General features: G+C 63.4%; 10 protein-coding genes. 4 read left to right on the top strand and 6 right to left on the bottom strand.

All coding sequences use genetic code 11. From position 1 onward, the window contains the following. Nucleotides 1–153 precede the first annotated feature (153 nt). The gene (mobF, locus tag ACFE7H_RS04120) at nucleotides 154–3,390 is read right to left on the bottom strand and encodes a MobF family relaxase (protein WP_375399949.1); all 3,237 of its coding nucleotides are present in this window, start codon (nucleotides 3,388–3,390) and stop codon (nucleotides 154–156) included. A gap of 365 nt (nucleotides 3,391–3,755) precedes the next feature. On the opposite strand from mobF, the gene ACFE7H_RS04125 reads away from it, so the two are divergent. Next, the gene (locus ACFE7H_RS04125) at nucleotides 3,756–4,322 is read left to right on the top strand and encodes a hypothetical protein (protein WP_375399950.1); all 567 of its coding nucleotides are present in this window, start codon (nucleotides 3,756–3,758) and stop codon (nucleotides 4,320–4,322) included. Nucleotides 4,323–4,428: 106 nt separating this feature from the next. Here ACFE7H_RS04125 and ACFE7H_RS04130 read toward each other — a convergent pair whose 3' ends face one another. The 5 genes from ACFE7H_RS04130 to ACFE7H_RS04150 all read right to left on the bottom strand — a co-directional run bounded on the left by ACFE7H_RS04130 (nucleotide 4,429) and on the right by ACFE7H_RS04150 (nucleotide 14,158). Further along, nucleotides 4,429–5,568, bottom strand: coding sequence for an AAA family ATPase (locus ACFE7H_RS04130; RefSeq protein WP_375399951.1), 1,140 nt, complete (start codon nucleotides 5,566–5,568; stop codon nucleotides 4,429–4,431). Then, the gene (locus ACFE7H_RS04135) at nucleotides 5,543–6,310 is read right to left on the bottom strand and encodes a DUF6414 family protein (RefSeq protein WP_375399952.1); all 768 of its coding nucleotides are present in this window, start codon (nucleotides 6,308–6,310) and stop codon (nucleotides 5,543–5,545) included. The genes ACFE7H_RS04130 and ACFE7H_RS04135 overlap by 26 nt, the downstream gene beginning before the upstream one ends. Then, nucleotides 6,307–9,225 (bottom strand): DEAD/DEAH box helicase family protein, encoded by a 2,919-nt coding sequence (locus ACFE7H_RS04140; protein ID WP_375399953.1) that lies wholly within the window; start codon nucleotides 9,223–9,225, stop codon nucleotides 6,307–6,309. The genes ACFE7H_RS04135 and ACFE7H_RS04140 overlap by 4 nt, the downstream gene beginning before the upstream one ends. 62 nt (nucleotides 9,226–9,287) lie before the next feature. Beyond that, nucleotides 9,288–11,192: a site-specific DNA-methyltransferase gene (locus ACFE7H_RS04145; RefSeq protein ID WP_375399954.1), complete on the bottom strand. Its 1,905-nt coding sequence runs from the start codon at nucleotides 11,190–11,192 to the stop codon at nucleotides 9,288–9,290. Nucleotides 11,193–11,251: 59 nt separating this feature from the next. Further along, on the bottom strand, nucleotides 11,252–14,158 hold the full coding sequence (locus ACFE7H_RS04150; protein WP_375399955.1) for an SNF2-related protein: 2,907 nt from the start codon (nucleotides 14,156–14,158) through the stop codon (nucleotides 11,252–11,254). Between the two features lie 699 nt (nucleotides 14,159–14,857). On the opposite strand from ACFE7H_RS04150, the gene ACFE7H_RS04155 reads away from it, so the two are divergent. From ACFE7H_RS04155 to ACFE7H_RS04165, 3 genes are read left to right on the top strand one after another with little or no spacing between them, the layout of a single operon-like run. After that, the gene (locus ACFE7H_RS04155) at nucleotides 14,858–15,169 is read left to right on the top strand and encodes a hypothetical protein (RefSeq protein ID WP_375399956.1); all 312 of its coding nucleotides are present in this window, start codon (nucleotides 14,858–14,860) and stop codon (nucleotides 15,167–15,169) included. Further along, on the top strand, nucleotides 15,154–15,396 hold the full coding sequence (locus ACFE7H_RS04160) for an AbrB/MazE/SpoVT family DNA-binding domain-containing protein (RefSeq protein WP_375399957.1): 243 nt from the start codon (nucleotides 15,154–15,156) through the stop codon (nucleotides 15,394–15,396). The genes ACFE7H_RS04155 and ACFE7H_RS04160 overlap by 16 nt, the downstream gene beginning before the upstream one ends. Further along, complete coding sequence (locus ACFE7H_RS04165) at nucleotides 15,393–15,773, top strand: type II toxin-antitoxin system VapC family toxin (protein ID WP_375399958.1); 381 nt, start codon at nucleotides 15,393–15,395, stop codon at nucleotides 15,771–15,773. The genes ACFE7H_RS04160 and ACFE7H_RS04165 overlap by 4 nt, the downstream gene beginning before the upstream one ends. Nucleotides 15,774–15,780: the final 7 nt, after the last annotated feature.

Below are 15,780 nucleotides of genomic sequence, written 5' to 3' on the forward strand. Positions count from 1 at the left end.
GACCGGGTGCAGCGTCTCGAACTCGCCGCGAGCTAGCAAACCCCTGCGCTTGGTAATACTTTGCGCCGAACTGTAACTATGGGCCCGGCGTAGTCACTGATCCGATCGCGCGGAACGATTGCTCGTTGCGGGTCGTCGGCAACATGGAGCCCTCTACCGCTCGAGTCCTCGGCCCGCGGCCGCAGGGCTGTGCGGAGCGGAGGCGCTGCGGGGCGAGGTGACGCGAGCGCGCCGGACCAGTTGATAGTCCCGCGCCTGCAGGCGATCGCCGGGCTGCGGCGGCGTGCCGAGCGAGGTCGGGTCGGTGATCGCGTACTTGGCGCGGTAGATCGCCATGGTCTCGAGCATTCGCGGTGAGGCTCCGCGCGTCCACGGTTCTCGAGCGTCGACCGCTGCGGTCGACGTCTGCCGGGCGGCGGCGAGGATGGCGCGCTCCCGCTGTTGCAGAGCTGTCGCGTAGTCCGCGGGCAGCGTCCCAATGGGAATCGTGATGAGGTCCGCGATGCGGGTGCGGTGCAAGCCGGAGTGTCGCGGCCAGCGAGCGATGCCGATGGAGACCGCGTGCGCGGCGATGGTCTCGTACTCGCGGATCAGTGTGGACAGCGACGTGTATTCGCGGACTGCGAGGTGCAGCGTCTCGGTCGCGGTCGGCTCGGCGCCGACCCGAGCAAGCACCTCGGCCAGCCTGGCTTCCGCGGATCGTGCAGGCTCGCGCGGCAGATGGTCGTCGATGGGGGAGTCCGTCGCGACGTAGACGTGGTTGGCGTCGGCGCCGCGGGTCATCGCGACGTAGAGGAGTTCGCGGGTCGCGGTGGCGGTATCGATGACGGCGTGCGAGGTATCGACGGTGAGGCCTTGGGCGCGGTGGACGGTGCTGGCGTAGCCGAGCTCGACGTGCTGCGCGACGTAGTCGGCCGGCAGAGTGACGGCCCCGCCCGTCCGGCCGTTCCCCGCGATACGACGCACGGTCAGCGCACCGTCCTCAAAGCCATGGACTACCTGCCAGCGGTCGCCGTTCTTCACCCAGCCGCGTCCGGCGAGCAGCCGCCGGTCGTTGCGCCTCGTCACGATCACGTCGCCGACCCCGACCGTGTTGCCATCATGCAGGGGGAGGTCTGCGGCCGCCACGTGCCCGGCGGCCACGCGCTCGGTGCGTGCCCGCTTGCTGAGTTCAGCGACGGTGGCGGAATCGACCGCGAGCAGGACAGATCGCCGGCCGGCCTCCGTGTCGGCCCGCCATGCCGAGAAGGCGGCTTCCGTCGGATCGTCGGCGTCGTGGATGCGGCCGTGCTGGGCGTAGGTCTGGATGGCATCGGGTGCGCCGGTGCGAAGGCCGAGGGTCGCGGTCTTCTCCCACTCGTGCCGGAAGCGACGCACGTCGGTGAGTTCGGACGCATCCTCGATCGTGCGCGCGATCAGCCCGAATGCACCTCCGCTCTCGACGGCGGAGAGCTGCGCCCAGTCCCCGACGAGCAGCACCTTCGCCCCGGTCTCCCGTGCGTGGGTGACGAGCCGGTCGAGCATCAGGGTCCCGGCCAGCGACGCCTCGTCGACGATGACGAGCTGCCCGGGGCGAAGGTCCCACCGGCCGGCGGCGCACTCGTGCGACCACTTGGCCGTGTTCTCCGTCGGGATCCCGAGCGCGTCGCCGAGCACCTCCGCTGCCGCGGCCGACGGCGCCAGACCGATCACCGCCCCAGTTCCCCGGGACGCCTCCCACGCGGCGCGCAGCACCCGCAGCGCGGTCGTTTTTCCCGCGCCGGCGGGTCCGACAAGCACGTCGAGTGCCCGGCCGGAGGTCGCGATCCGGTTCACCGCCACCGCCTGGTCCGCGGAGAGGGCGAACCCGTCCGCGTCCGCGTCCGGGAGCAGCGTGAACGGCTCGACCCGGTCCAAGCCGAGCTGCGTCGATGGTGCTGTGGTCGCGTCGAGCAGCCGGCTCTCGGCGTCGAGCAGCGCCTGCGACGAGTAGGCCACCTCCGGGCGCGGCGAGAATGCCGACGACCCGTCCGCGAGCCGGAACACGCCGGGGGAGTCTCGCTCGTACTTCGGTGTGAGGCGCAGCGACGCGTTCTCCGCCCGCCCGACGAGGGCGTCGAGCACCATCTCGCGGTCGATCGCCGATGCGAAGCGTACCTCGGCGGTCTGCCGTGCCGCTTCGGCCCAGAGGTTCCAGTGCCCCCACACCGCGCGCTTCTCGCCGACTTCCTGAAGGACCGTCGCTGCGAGATCGTCGAGGACCTCGGGAGCGAGATCGTCGCCACAAAGCTGCCGTGCGATGCGGCTTCCAGCGAGAAGCGTCTGTGCCCAGGTGGTCGCGTCCTCGCCGAGCACCTCGCTCGCCTGCGCGCGCCAGGCGCGCGTCGAGTCAGCGAGTGACCGAATCGTCTTCGCGGGGCGCGTTTCGAGCGTCGCCTGCTGCCGCAGCCGGATCACGACCCGCGCCGACGGCTGCCGGCCGTGCCGGTCGACGTAGTCGGCGATCAACTCCGCCTTCCGGGTATCGATCCCCGCACTCGTCCCGCGCCCGGTAGTGCGACTGGAGAACGCTGTGCGCAGCTCCTTTGGGACGCCGGCGATCTCGAGCCCGGCGTTCCGGTCACGGCCACGATCGACCCGCGCCCACTCGACGCCGAGGTCACGGTGGAGGCGATCCATCAGCACTGCGTCGTACGTCTCGGACAGCGCGACCGTCGCCTTGTGCAGCGGGTTCCCGAACAGCGTCCGCCACACCCCATCCGGGCCAAGGACATGGTTCGCGATCACGGCATGTGTGTGCAGTTGCGGGTCGCCGGCGCGGGACTCGTAGTGGTCGAACGCCGCGGCAATCACCCCGGGCACCGGTACCCGTGCGACGCCGTTCGTCCCGATTCGAGTGACGGCGACCCGCCGCTCGAGCAGATCGAGTACGTCAGCGACTGCAGCGTGATGCGCCTGCGCGATCAGCGACTGCGTCCCGGCATCAGCGACCGCCCACAGAGCGCTCACGGACTTCGGCGGCGAGAAGGTGAAGTCGAACCCCGCCACCGCCTGCCGTCGCGGCGCGGTGGAGGCGGACGGACCGCGGCGATCACCGCGATGGCGCGGCGGCTCGACGTAGCGGGCGGGCGTCCTGCCGAGCTGCTCGCCGGTCAGTGGGTCGCGACCTTCACCGAGTAGGAGGCGAAGCGCGTCCTCGGTGACGACCTCGCCGACGCGCAGCCGCGGCGTGGAGCGGTACCCGAGCAGCGCGACGCCGCTGCCGAGCCATCGACCGGGCGGCGTCCCCGCCTCGGTGTAGTACCGAGTCATCGGCGAACTGAGCCGCCGATCCCCGTCACCGACGGCAACCGACTTGAGCAGGTATTCGACGCCGTTCGCCGACGTCACCTTGTGCATCGTCACGACCACGGCCGCCGACCTCCCGCTCAGGCGAGATCCGGGCGGTCTCGTCAGGAGGGAGGTACGCAGGCGCTCCCAGCGCGCGGGGCTCACGCGCGTCAGCGCGGGAATGAAAGACGTGTGTGGCGAGAAGGGGTTGACGATGCGACCACTTCTTGAGCCTGCGCTTGGTCATCGTCAGGGCCAGTGCCGAGGCTCCCGCCTCTGCGTGACACTCGGACGGTGCCCAGTACTGCGATGTGCCGGGCACCGCCGATCCCCTGGTTCTGGGCCGTCGCGCGACCCGGGGCCACTTGAGGCAAACGAGGTGCCGCACAACCTCGCCGACAAAGCCAGCGTCGGCGCATAAGGAACGGCGGTCGGATAATTGCGGTGTGCAGGAGAGGCCGCCGATCAGCCGTGAGGACGACCTCGACGACGAGGACTACCAGGTCCGTGAGGTTTACGCGCAGTTCGGCCTCACTGTCTATAAAGCGCAGGTACTCGAGAAGGGGATCGTCACCACCACCACCTTCGCCGAAGCGGTCATCACCGGCGAGCGCGACCCGGACCGCTTTGCCGAGCTGTACGACACGCTTTGGGAGGCTAACTACGCGCTCACCCTCGGACCGCTGCTCAAGAAGTTCCGGCGCCTGGTCGAGAACGATCCGAAGTTGGCAGCCGAGCTGAACGCGGCGCTCAAGGCGCGTAACCGCCTAGCGCACACGTTCTTCTGGGAGCACGCGGAGGACTTCATGTCCGTGCCGGGGCGCGAGGACATGTTAAGCGAGCTGCTGCTGCTCCTGGACCGCTTCGACGACCTCGACAAGCGCATCGACGCGTTGACGCACGAGCGCGTCCGCTCGAAAGCCGGATGGAGTCTCGATCAGTTCAGTCGCGAAGTGGACGCCCACGTGAGCGCCGCGCGCGAGCGGATCGCCGAGCGCGAGGCGAGGACCTAGCGCCGTCGCGCTCGAACGCGCGACGACACGCGTTCGAGCAACACGCCGGGAAGACATGGCCGTCAATTTGGCAGTTTCCCGGCTTCATACGGGGTGTGGATAAGACCTATACCTCGCTGAGCAGTGCTCGAACCAGCAGGAGCGAGATCACCTCGTCGACCAGTTTGCCGAGTTTTCGAACATTGCCGGACTTGTCTGCGAGCGGATACAGGATCGTTTTTAGAGCGTTCGGCGTTAGTCGCGCCTGCTCGTCTGGGGCCAAATTGCTGAAGCGATCGTCCACGAGACGTTCGATGACGTCTCGAATCTCGTCCTTCGTGAGCGCCTTGAACTCAATTAGGGCGTCAAACCGTGAGTAAAGGGCGTCACCAAGTGCCTGCCGGATGGCGTCCTCGGTGCCGTAGTTGGAGGTGCAGATAATCAACGACGGCCCGACCTCGACGGTATAGTTTTTATCCTCGAACACTCCGCCATCGAATAGTTGGTAAAAGGCGCTGTGGAAGACGGGGTTCGCCTTATCGAACTCGTCGATCAGGATCACGCCAGATTCACGGTCGAGAAGATCGCGCGCTAATGAATCCTCGGAGTGAGTGCCGCCGAATAAATACGAAGCGAATTTATCGTTGTGGAACATGGAGAATTGTTTGCGCAGAAGTGTGCCACCGAGCAATTCGTTAAGGAACTGAGCGCTTTCGGTCTTGCCGACGCCCGAGGGGCCGTAGAACATGAGAACGACGGGCGTAGTTCGTCGGTCAGTAGTCAAAGGGTACATAGCGGCCAGCAGCGACTCCTTAACCGCCGACTGACCCACAAGGTGGCCTGCAAATCCGTCGCGAAACCTGACAAGCGTGTCTCGAGTCACTGCCGGATAGGCGTAACGCTTCACCTCGATCGAAAACTCGCGGGCAAGTTGCAAGTGGATGTGCGCGGGCGGGTTGTGTAGCACCAGTTGCTTAGGGTTAATCGAGCGAATGAGGCCGACGAAATTCATGATCGCGTGCTCTTGTACGCTCGCGTAATCCGCCGATTCGGCTACAAGCCGCTTCGGTCGACGCTCGACCTCCTCATCCGCTGGCAGCGTCTGACCCTCAACGGCATGGGTGATGCGGCGTCGTGCCGCGTCCTGCTCCGTGATGATGTCTAGCAGGTACTTATGCTTCTCCGAACCAAGCTGTTCTTGGAGCCATGACAGCGGGCCGTAGTAGATGGTGACCTTTGTGTCACCCGACATGCTCGACCCCAGCAAGGATGACATCGTAAACGTCGAGAAGCTCCTTGTCCTGCGCGGAGGCGCCATCCACGAGTTCGGCAGCTGTCAACTGCGCTTCGCCCGAGCCCCCAGACATCTCAGCCTGCATACCGAGCGCATGCTCTGAGGTTTGCCCAACCAGGACGCCCTGAAATACTAGGCGCATCCGTCCCAAGTCCGTAAGACCGTAATTGTTCCGGAACGCTTGGATATTAAACCGCAGCACGCATTTCGAGCCGCCAGAATCTCGGCCGAGTAGTTCGTAGTAGCCCTTGGCTCCAATGAGGACGTCGTCCATCCGTGCCAGGTCGACCGGGAGGTCGTCCATCTTGAGCATGACCATGTAGGGAGTGAACATCTTGATGTACGCCATCGAGTCCTCGGGAGCGGTCAACCGGAGTCCGCGCAACTGGACCACCCGAGGATCCACATCTGCATTCACGAGGTAGTCGGTCAGGATCGTATTCGACAGCGTTTTGCTAAGGATGCTCTTTCCGGCGGCCGAGGCTCCTGCGCCAGCACTAAGTTCGCCGGAAGCGCCGAGGAAAGGAAGCCAACTTAACTTCGCCATCAGGCCCGCCTCAACCTTGGCGTGTGTTTCCCTAGACCGCTCCTGAACCCGCTCGCTCGTAGTTCCTGTCTTGCCCCCCGCCGAGATGTCCAGATAGTCCGACGCGGACTCCTCGTCGAAGTAGACGATCTTGATCAGTGAGTTCGATGCCCCGTCACGCTGCGTCATAGCTTCCACGCTCCCGGTACTGCTCGCGAGTAGTTGTCGATCCCGATGGCTTCGAAGTGGCGCTTGGCTGACTTAATCTTCGAGAGTTCAGTCGGCCGGAGCTTCGAGCCGTCGAGCGTGCTCTTCGTCTCGCGGATCATGTAGATGCGGTCCTCGCCGTCCTCCTGCTTGATGATCGCCCAGTCGGGGTTGTACGGACCGACGGGAGTGTCGATCTTGAACTTCGCGGGAAGCTTCATGAACAGTTTGACGTCCTCGCGCGAGTCGAGCAGCGCAGCGAACTGCCGCTCGACGTCGGAGTCGAAGACCACATAGTCGAAGTCCGTCTTCTGCGAGTGCTGCACCTTGTACATCTGGTCGAGGAAGCGTTCCTTCTCATCCTCGCCGTCCTTCTGCAGCTCGCGAAGCTCGTAGACGGAACCGGCGATCCGCTCGTACTGGATGCCTTCGACCACGATCTTCGCCAGCTCGGTCTGCAGGACTCGCTTGGCCATTGCGATGAAGTCGTTCGGGTTGCCGATGAACTCGCCCAGCCGGCCGCTGCCGATCAGGATGTCGACGATGGTCTTGCGGGTGAGGGAGGTCGCCTCCTGCAGTTCCGTGACGATGTCCGGCAGGTCGTAGCTGCCCTTGAGATCTGCCGAGCGGGTGCCGAGCTCTTGGCCCTTGGCGCCGCCGCGCAGTACTTTGACGCCCGCGCGCGTGACCTGGATGCGCAAGGCATCAATCGTCGGTGCCTCGCGGATCGCGCCGACGGCGTTTCCGATCAGCTGCTCGCGTTCCACCTTGACCCGGTACGAGGTCCTTTGGCTGATCGCTTCCCAGAACTCCTCGAACTGCGCGGTCGCGTAGAGTTGCTTGTTAAGTACGCGCGGCTGACGTTTGCTGACCGGTTTGACGTACTTTCCGATGTTCGCGTGCCCGATCAGTTCGATGACGATCGACTGTGCCCACGCGAAGTCGACTGGCAGGCCCAGGTCAAAGCCGAGCTGGTTCGGCTGGAACTTCGGGGTAACCGCACCGTCCTTGTCGATGAACCCCTTTTCACTAAGATGATCCCATACAACTACGGATCGCTTGTAGCCGAATTGGTCGTCGGTGAGCGCACCGGCCTCGTCCGGCAAGGGGATCTTCGAGAATTCGCTTTTGCGTACTCGGCCGATCTCAACTCCGGCCTCCTTGTACTCCTTCTGAAGCGAGTCCGCGAACTTCGTGTATGACTCGTTCGCGACGACGGTGAGCGTCGCGACGCCTGAGTCGGCGACTCGCGTGTAGCCGTCCTTGGTCTTTGCGACGGGGAGGCGCAGGCCGCGGCCAAGGGTCTGGCGACGTTCGGTCTCTGCACCCATCTCGCGCAGGGTGCAGATCTGGAAAATGTTCGGGTTATCCCAGCCCTCGCGTAGGGCAGAGTGGCTGAAGATGAAGCGCACGGGCTCGGTCTCGTCGAGCAGCAGTTCCTTCTGCTGCATTATCAGTTCATAGGCGTCGTCATCGGCCCGGGTCGCGCCGGTGGAGTCTTGGAAGGTCGTCCTTTTACCGCGCTTGATCTGGGAGAAGTAGGCTCTGCGAAGCTCGCTCGGCGCCTGCGGTAACAGCTCCTGGTATCTCGCGGACCTCGCCCGCTCCTCGATAAAGACCTCATCGAACCACTGCACGAACTCACCACTGGCGTCGGCGTTGTTTGTGCCGTTGCCCAAGTAGCTGGCGACCTTGTTGACGAAGAACAGGCTGAGCACCTTGATGCCCTTGGCGCGCAGCATCGACTCCTTGCGCAGGTGCTCACGAACGGTCTCGCGGATCATCTCCTTGTAGATCGCTCCGGTCGAGGCGCCAATGCTCTCGCCCTCGTAGAGAAAGCCGTGCGCGGTGAGGTCGACGTAGGCGGGCTCGATGCTTATCTCGTTGATGCGCCAGCCCTCGTAGACCGGGTTGTTGGTGACGCGCGCATCCGACAGCTCTTGGTGCCGCCTGACGCCCACGACGCGCCGTTCGAGGGAGCCATCGGCTTTGCGGCAGGACAGCTCAAGACGAGCTGACCACGACGGCTCTCGCCGTACCTCGACGAGCTTGATGTATGGCGTCGCGTCCGCACCCTGCTGCTGTACCTCGGCCACAACGATCTGCTTCACGAGGCCAAGATCGTGGGCGTCGACCGGATCGAGGCGATAGACCAAGTTGCGCTGCCTCTTGTGGGTTGCGCTGTAGCGCAGCGTGAACACGGGGCCCAGGTCACCGGCCGCCGACTGCGAGAGCTGCGACTCCATGTTCTGCGGCTCGTCCATGATGACAACCGGGTGGGTCGCCTTCAGATAGTCGATGGGGCGCAGGCCGTTCAGCTTGTCGCGGGTCTGGTGGATGATGCGAGTGTTCGCGTTGCCACGGATCGAGTCGATGGTCATGATGAGGATCTGCACGTTCGTCGACGTTGCGAACGACTGCACCTCCTCGGCGCTCTTGCCGCTGTAAATCGAGGAATCGAAGGTGATGCCGTGAGGCTTGTAGAGGTTCTCGAAGTGCTCCCGCATGAGCCGGATGCTCGTGCTAACGCCCTCGCGGATTGCGACGTTCGGCACCAGGATCACGAACTTTGTGAAGTTATATCGGACGGCGAGGTCAAAGATCGTGCGCAGATAGACGTACGTCTTACCTGTGCCGGTCTCCATCTCGATGTCGAATTCGAGGGCGTCACCTTCGAGCTTCGGCGCAACCTCGAGGCCGTTGCGGTCCTGCACCCGCTGCAGGTTCGCGAGGATTAGACCACCATCGAGCACAAGGCTGTTTCCGACCGCTCCAACCTCTTGCGTGATATCGATATCGAGGGCCGCCTGATTCGAGTTACGCAGCACTGCCGCGCCACGCAGCGTCGTGACCAGCTTCTCCGCATCCTTCGGCTGCCCGTCGAACAGGTCGACCACTGACGCAATAGCATCCAACTGATACGACTGACTGGCGTCGAACTGGAACCCTGATCCGCTCATCACGTAGTCCAGAGCTCAATGCCGTTGCTCTTCGCGAGCTGGGCCAGGTTGGTCTTCAGTTCGTCGTCGCCCTGGAATGCATCCTCCAGCACGATGATCCGCGTCGGAGACTCGTCGACGAGCGCACGGAGTTGCTCCAGCGTCGGCTTCGTGTGCTCGTTCAAGTACGCCAGCACGGCGACGTCGCCATCACGGTCACGAACAAGCCGAACGGCGAGGCCGCCAATCTCAGCGGGCGACACGGCCTCGGTCAGCGAGTAGCCCTGCCTGAGCAGGATCTCGGTGAGCAGATCATCGGCGGTGGCGTCGTCGGTCGCACTTTCACGAAGATCGAGCAGGTGTTGCTGCAGCACGTCCTCCTCAACATCGCTCGACAGCTGCCACTTGGAGAAGTTCGTATCGGCGAGCCTGTAGGAGCGGAAGCCGACGTCGAGGGGCGTCGAGCCATCCTCAAGCTGACTTGACAGGCTTGACGCGATTCTGTTGCCTGCGACGTTCATACGCGCACGCGCAACACCCGCGATGGTCTCGTAGCCAGCTTTGCGAGCCGCCGAATCTTCAGGAGTCGGCTCAGGGAGCTGAACCTGGATGTGCCGCCGGCTTCCGCCGTCCTCGAGGTTGAGTTGCATCACGGCGTGCGCTGTCGTGGCGGATCCGGAGAAGAAGTCGAGAACGAGCGAGTCGCTATCGGTCGCGATGTGCAGGATCTTCTTGATGAGGCCGACCGGCTTGGGATTGGTGAAGACGTTCTTGCCGATCAGTTCCTTGACCGTGATGCTGGCCTTCTTATTGCCTTCGATGTCGTCCCAATAGTTGGATACCTGTTTGGTTCGGCCTTCAAGGTAGTATTTGATATAGGGCTTGTAGAGCCCATCAGTGTCGTGCTTCCAGACGACCATATCTTCTGCGTCCCACTTCTCAAACTGCTCGCGTGCGGTACGCCAACAACTGTCGTAGCCGCCAGGGCCGATCGGAGAGACTTCTGAGCCATCTGGCGCCGTAATCGCGTAGTACAGGTTTGGGCGATCCTCGCGCCGGTCATTCGTGCCGGTTTTGCGGAACTGCAAGACGCTGTACCGGCCGCGATTGTCCTCCATGTTGAAGCGCGCTATGTCGGCTTCGTCAAGCGGAAGGCCATTCGGTATGTAATTCGCTTTGCTTCTGGCGTATACAAGCAGGAAGTCGATGCTACTCCCGATGTCGTTGGCGTCCTGTCCTGTCGTAGTGCCCTTGGATACGGCGATCTGGCCGATGTAGTTCGACTCGCCGAAGACCTCGTTCATGAGTTTCCGGAGATTGTCGACCTCATGATCGCTGATACTGACGAAGATCGTTCCGTCGTCGGTGAGCAGATTCCTCGCAAGCTTGAGGCGCGGATAGATCATATTGAGCCAATTGGAGTGGAATCGGCCCTCTGTCTCGGCATTGCTCGTGACCTTCTTGCCCTCCTCGTTGACTTGACGCGTCCACTCGAGGTATGTCTCGAGACCCTCTTTGTAGTTGTCTGGGTAGACGAAATCCCTGCCGGTGTTGTACGGAGGATCGATATAGATCAGTTTGATCTTTGCGTGGTAGTGTTTTTGGAGGATCTTTAGGACTTCGAGGTTGTCGCCCTCGATGAAAACGTTCCGAGTCGTGTCCCAGTCCTTAGAGTTTTCGAAGTCGGGGCGGAGCGTCGCTGTGGTCGGCTCCTGCGCGGCACGAAGCGCGCGCTTCTTGCCGGGCCAGAAGAGCCCAAACCGTTCGCTGTTGTCGGCCGCGTCGCCGTCGAGCAATTCCTTGATCTTCTCGATATCCACCTTACCGTCGGCGATAGCCTCGGGAATTAGATCGGCCAGCTGTGCTGCCAAGTCGGTCTGAAAGTTAGGAGTAGTCGATGGCGTCTCGTAGATCTCGTTATCCATTCGGGTGATTATGTTTCGGGTTTCCACGATTTGTGTTGGGTTTGAGAATGCGACGTGGTCTAGGCAGCGATCCGCCAGCGAATTGTGAACAAGTGCCGGGTCTCCTGGGTTCCCTGAAGTGACTGCTCGATGAGTTCGAGGTGCTTGTCGGCCTCAGTCCGAAGCTTCTTGCGTGTCTCACGGAAGTCCTCGTCGGCGTCCTCGGCACGCTGCTCCCACTTGCGGGCTTCCTTCTTGAGCCGCAGCTGCTCCATCGGATCGTTGGCCTGACGGGCTTGCTTGCGGGCTTCCTTCTCCTTGGCGCGGTAGTCACGGATCGCACCCTCGTGCTGTGCCTTCTGGTCCTGCTGGTTGCGATAGATGAGCTCCTCATGCTGGTCGTGGTAGCGGGAGTTGCGACCCTGAACTTCCTTCGCGAGCTCGGCCCGGCGGGTATCAAGGTGGTGCGTGAACCGTCCTTCGTTCATCACCAACGGTTGCTCGCCAACGGAGACGCAGGCCAGGTCGAGAATGTCCGAGACGTACTCCTCATCGAGCCAGCGCTCGTCGTCAGTCAGGGCGCCGGCGAGCATGTACGACTCGGAGACATCCTCGTCTCGGGCCTTCGTGTGGAAATTCGCGAGGCTGACGGTTAGCTCGCCGCTGGCCCCCTCGAGAGCCCTCATTGCGCTGCTGACACGACTCGACTGGCCGAGCGAGAAGGTCAGTTCGCGCCCTGGGGTGTCGTGGGACTTCGAGGTCTCGACGACGTGCTGAGCGAGTGGGCTCGCGTATCGGTATTGGTGGGCATTCTCGAGCGGCTGCGACTTGAAGAAGTACCGCCCAGTCGGCGCACCCTTCACGGGCGATTCGTCAAGCACGAACGTTCGCCCGTCGCCGTCGAAGGTGGCGAACCGAGCGAGTTCATGCTGGGTCACCGCAAGCAGCAGACGCTCGAACTTGTTGAGCACCTCGCCGGACTGGGTGTCGTAGGCCTTGAGGCGATCCTGTACATGCGGGTCAAGGTTGTCGAAGACTTTCGCCTTGGCGCTTGCCATCTCGCGTGAAATCTCGGTCGCGTACTGGCCTTCAAGCTCCCGGAAGGCGGAGTCCAGCTCGTCGGCGGTTCTGCAGCGGGTCAGGATGTCGCTGATTGTCTTCTCGAAGTCCAGTCCGTCCTCGATCGCGCCGAGTACCTCGTCGCTGGCGCCGAACACGCTGGAGAACAGCTGGAACTTGTTGGTCAGCAGTTCCAGGATGCGTTGTTCGGCGAGGTTGCCCTTGTTCGAGAAGTTGACGACTACGACGTTGTGCTTCTGTCCGAAGCGGTGCACCCGGCCGATGCGCTGCTCGACTCGCTGCGGGTTCCACGGCAGGTCGTAGTTAACGAGCATCGAGCAGAACTGCAAGTTGATGCCTTCGGCCGCTGCCTCGGTGGCGATCATGATTGCGCCCTCTGTGCGAAAGTAATCCACCAGCGCCTTGCGCCGATCGACGGCGGCGATGCCGGTGATCAGGTCGCTGTCCTGGTTTGCCTTGAGCCAGCTCTGATAGATCGCTGTCTGCTCGCGCGAGTTGTTCGATCCGTTGAACAGGACGAGCCCGTCACTGCGACCGGCTTCGCGCAGGGAACGAGCGATGTACTTCTGCGTCTTGGTCGAGTCGGTGAAGATGATGGCTTTCTCCGGGGCGCCAAGCTCACGGAGTCGCTCGAAGCCGAGGTCGAGTGCCTCTGTGAGCTTGACCGCCTTCTGGTTCTCCGTAACCGAGCGGGCAAGCGCGGCGTACTCGCGCAACTCGGCGACCTCGGCCCGCATCGCCTCAAATAGCGACTCGTCCAGCGGCAACGAGGACGCGCGGAAGCTGGAACCCGACCCCGGCCCTTCGATCTCCTCGGCTTCCTCCAATTCCTCACTCGTGATCTCGTCGTCGGCCGCAAAGTCCGCTGCGACTAGGCCGTCGCGGCCGTCGCGGCGCTGACCCGTAGCGACCTCATCCGCGAGACGACCCGCGATGTTCTCCAGCGTGCTGGCGACGGCGTAAGTCGACGAGCCGAGGCGCTTACGGATGATCAGGGCTGAGAGGTGACGCTGGCTACCCGCGAAGGCGAACAACTCATCTCGCTGCAGGTAGTCGTTCACCAGGTCATAGAGCCGCACCTCGTCTGGCGATGGGGTGAACTCGACCGTCAGCGGCAGCCGCTTGGTAAAGTGGACGTACTTGTCTCCGTCGCGCCGTAGCGTGCGCTTCGAAACCGTCGCGACTCGCTCCACAAGGTCGTCATCGACGCCGAGGTCACGGTTCTTGACGTACCGCTCTCGGAACGCATCGAGCGAGTAAAAGTAGCCCGGGTCGAAGACCGACACCAGGCCATACAGCTCCTCAAGCTTGTTCTGCAGCGGCGTCGCTGTCAGCAGCACCGTCTTATGCGCACCCTGCACGATGTGTGCGACTGCCTCGGCAGCTTTGGTCTTTCCCGTCCAGTAGTTCCGCAGGCGATGCGCCTCATCCGCGACCACGAGGTCCCACGATTTGAGAAGCGACGTCTCGTGACGGAGCGCGAACTCGTATGAGCAGATCAGCACCTGCGCCGAGCGGCCACCCGCCTGCGCTAGCAGCCCGTCCTCCGACTTCGAATCGAGGATGGCGGCGGGAATGAGGAACTTCTCATACAGCTCCTGCTGCCACTGCTGGCGCAGACTCGACGGGGCAACGACCAGGATGGTGCGGCGTCGCTCCGCCCAGTACTGCGAGATGACGATGCCCGCCTCGATCGTTTTCCCCAGGCCCACCTCGTCAGCGAGGATCACCCCCGGTAAGAACGGAGTTTGCAACGCGAACAGGGCAGCATCAATCTGATGCGGCTTCGGCTCCACCTGGGCGTCGAACAACAGGCCGGCGAGCTTGCCAACATGATCGTTCGCGTAGCTGCGCTGCAGCTCGTGCGCGTAGTACTTGGCCTGATAGTCGGTGATCGGCGACGACATCGATGTCCTCCTCCGCTGTGCTGTGCCGTGGGCGAGGCCAGACTGCGACAACCCGTCCGCCGAGGCCGCTCTGCGCAGGAGCGCGCAGATACGTCGTGCCGGCTTCCGCAAGTCGAGGTCCCGCTCCGCTCCTGCTCCTTCGCCCATGATGCCCTGCTGCCGCGTCCCGCGCTTTCTGCGTGTGAGGCCCATTGATTGTTTCCGCGGACAAGCGACGGCTCCGGCTCTGGGTCGCGTGCACCGCGGGAGAGCCCGGAGCTCGGATTCGGCGCAGTGACGGAGGGCGCAGGTTGCCGTGTTCGGTGCAGTGGAGGATGGGCGCCGGTGGTCATCGTCTACTCATCTCAATGACCCGTGGACGACCGGAGGCAACGAGGTACGGTTGCCTCGACGGTTCATTCGGACCGCCGCAACAACGCGGGAAGACCGCGAGTGACCGGTGAAAAGTAGTGCTTGACCAGGGATTCTAAGCCCTGGCGCCCAGAGGTCGTATGTTCAAATCCTGCCCCCGCAACCATGTGCTCACTAGAGCACGAAGGCCGGAAACCCGCGGGTTTCCGGCCTTCTTCGTTTGGTGCATTTTGCTCAGGTCATCGAAAACTCATCGCAAACCCCCTAGTGGCCGCTTCGGGCCGGGCCTTCTGACCGAATGCCTCGGGTCGCCGCCGGGTTCTGCGCCGGTCTGCGCACCTGATCGGCATGGACTCTTTCCCGACCTCGCCGGTGACGATCGCCGGTCTACAGCAGCTGATCGACCTGGAGACGCTCACCGCCCACCCGGGCTTACCGGTGGCGACCGTGCAACACTGGCGGGCCCGCCGCCTCGGACCGCCGGCAGAAGGTCTCAAGCTTAGATCTGAAGACGAGGGACCCCCGGCCTCGGTGGCATGGGGTGCCGAATCGGTGCCGCAGGAATCGATCCGTGTGCACGGTCCCAGCCATGCCTGTTCGATGCAGATCTGTCACTACCTGCTCGACCATGCCACACTCGACACATGGATGCCACAGTGACACTGGGTCAACAGGGACGATTCGTCATTCCGGCCGAAGTTCGAGCGGCCCTCGGGCTGCACCCCGGCGATCAGATGCACATCCGCGTGGACGGTCGGCAGCTCATCCTCGGGCGCCCGGAGGACGCCGTGTCGAGGCTCCGCGGCTTTGCATCCGAAGCTGCGAAGGGCCGCTCACTGGTGGATGAGCTGCTCGCCGAGCGTCGAGCGTCCGCAGCTTCGGAATGAGTGTGCTCGACGCATCGGCGATCCTCGCGCTGCTGAACGACGAGCCCGGCGCCGAGGTCGTGGCTGCCAACATGGGTTCGTCGATCCTCGGTGCCGCGAATCTCGCCGAAGTCGTCGGGAAGCTCGTCGACGCGGATGTCGACGTCGGGGGACTGCACGACCTCCTCAGCGCGGCCGGTGTCACGGTCGAGCCGGTCCTCCAGCGGGACGCTGAGCTTGCAGGCGCGATGCGCGCTTTACCCGGAGGCCGCTCGCTGTCCCTCGGCGACCGGTGCTGCCTCGCGCTCGCCGTCCGCAGCTCTCCGCCGGAGGTCGTGACGGCCGATCGCGCTTGGGCCGATCTCGACCTGCCCGTTCGAGTGCGGATGATTCGATAGCCACGAC

Origin of the sequence: uncultured Amnibacterium sp. (genome assembly GCF_964250715.1) — a bacterium.
Classification (GTDB): Bacteria; Actinomycetota; Actinomycetes; order Actinomycetales; family Microbacteriaceae; genus Amnibacterium.

Excerpts from the sequence above, each read along its gene's own strand:
- ACFE7H_RS04135 (WP_375399952.1), bottom strand. The coding sequence starts at position 6,310 with ATGACGCAGCGTGACGGGGCATCGAACTCACTGATCAAGATCGTCTAC.
- ACFE7H_RS04145 (WP_375399954.1), bottom strand. The coding sequence starts at position 11,192 with ATGGATAACGAGATCTACGAGACGCCATCGACTACTCCTAACTTTCAG.
- ACFE7H_RS04150 (WP_375399955.1), bottom strand. The coding sequence starts at position 14,158 with ATGTCGTCGCCGATCACCGACTATCAGGCCAAGTACTACGCGCACGAG.
- ACFE7H_RS04155 (WP_375399956.1), top strand. The coding sequence starts at position 14,858 with ATGGACTCTTTCCCGACCTCGCCGGTGACGATCGCCGGTCTACAGCAG.
- ACFE7H_RS04160 (WP_375399957.1), top strand. The coding sequence starts at position 15,154 with ATGGATGCCACAGTGACACTGGGTCAACAGGGACGATTCGTCATTCCG.
- ACFE7H_RS04165 (WP_375399958.1), top strand. The coding sequence starts at position 15,393 with ATGAGTGTGCTCGACGCATCGGCGATCCTCGCGCTGCTGAACGACGAG.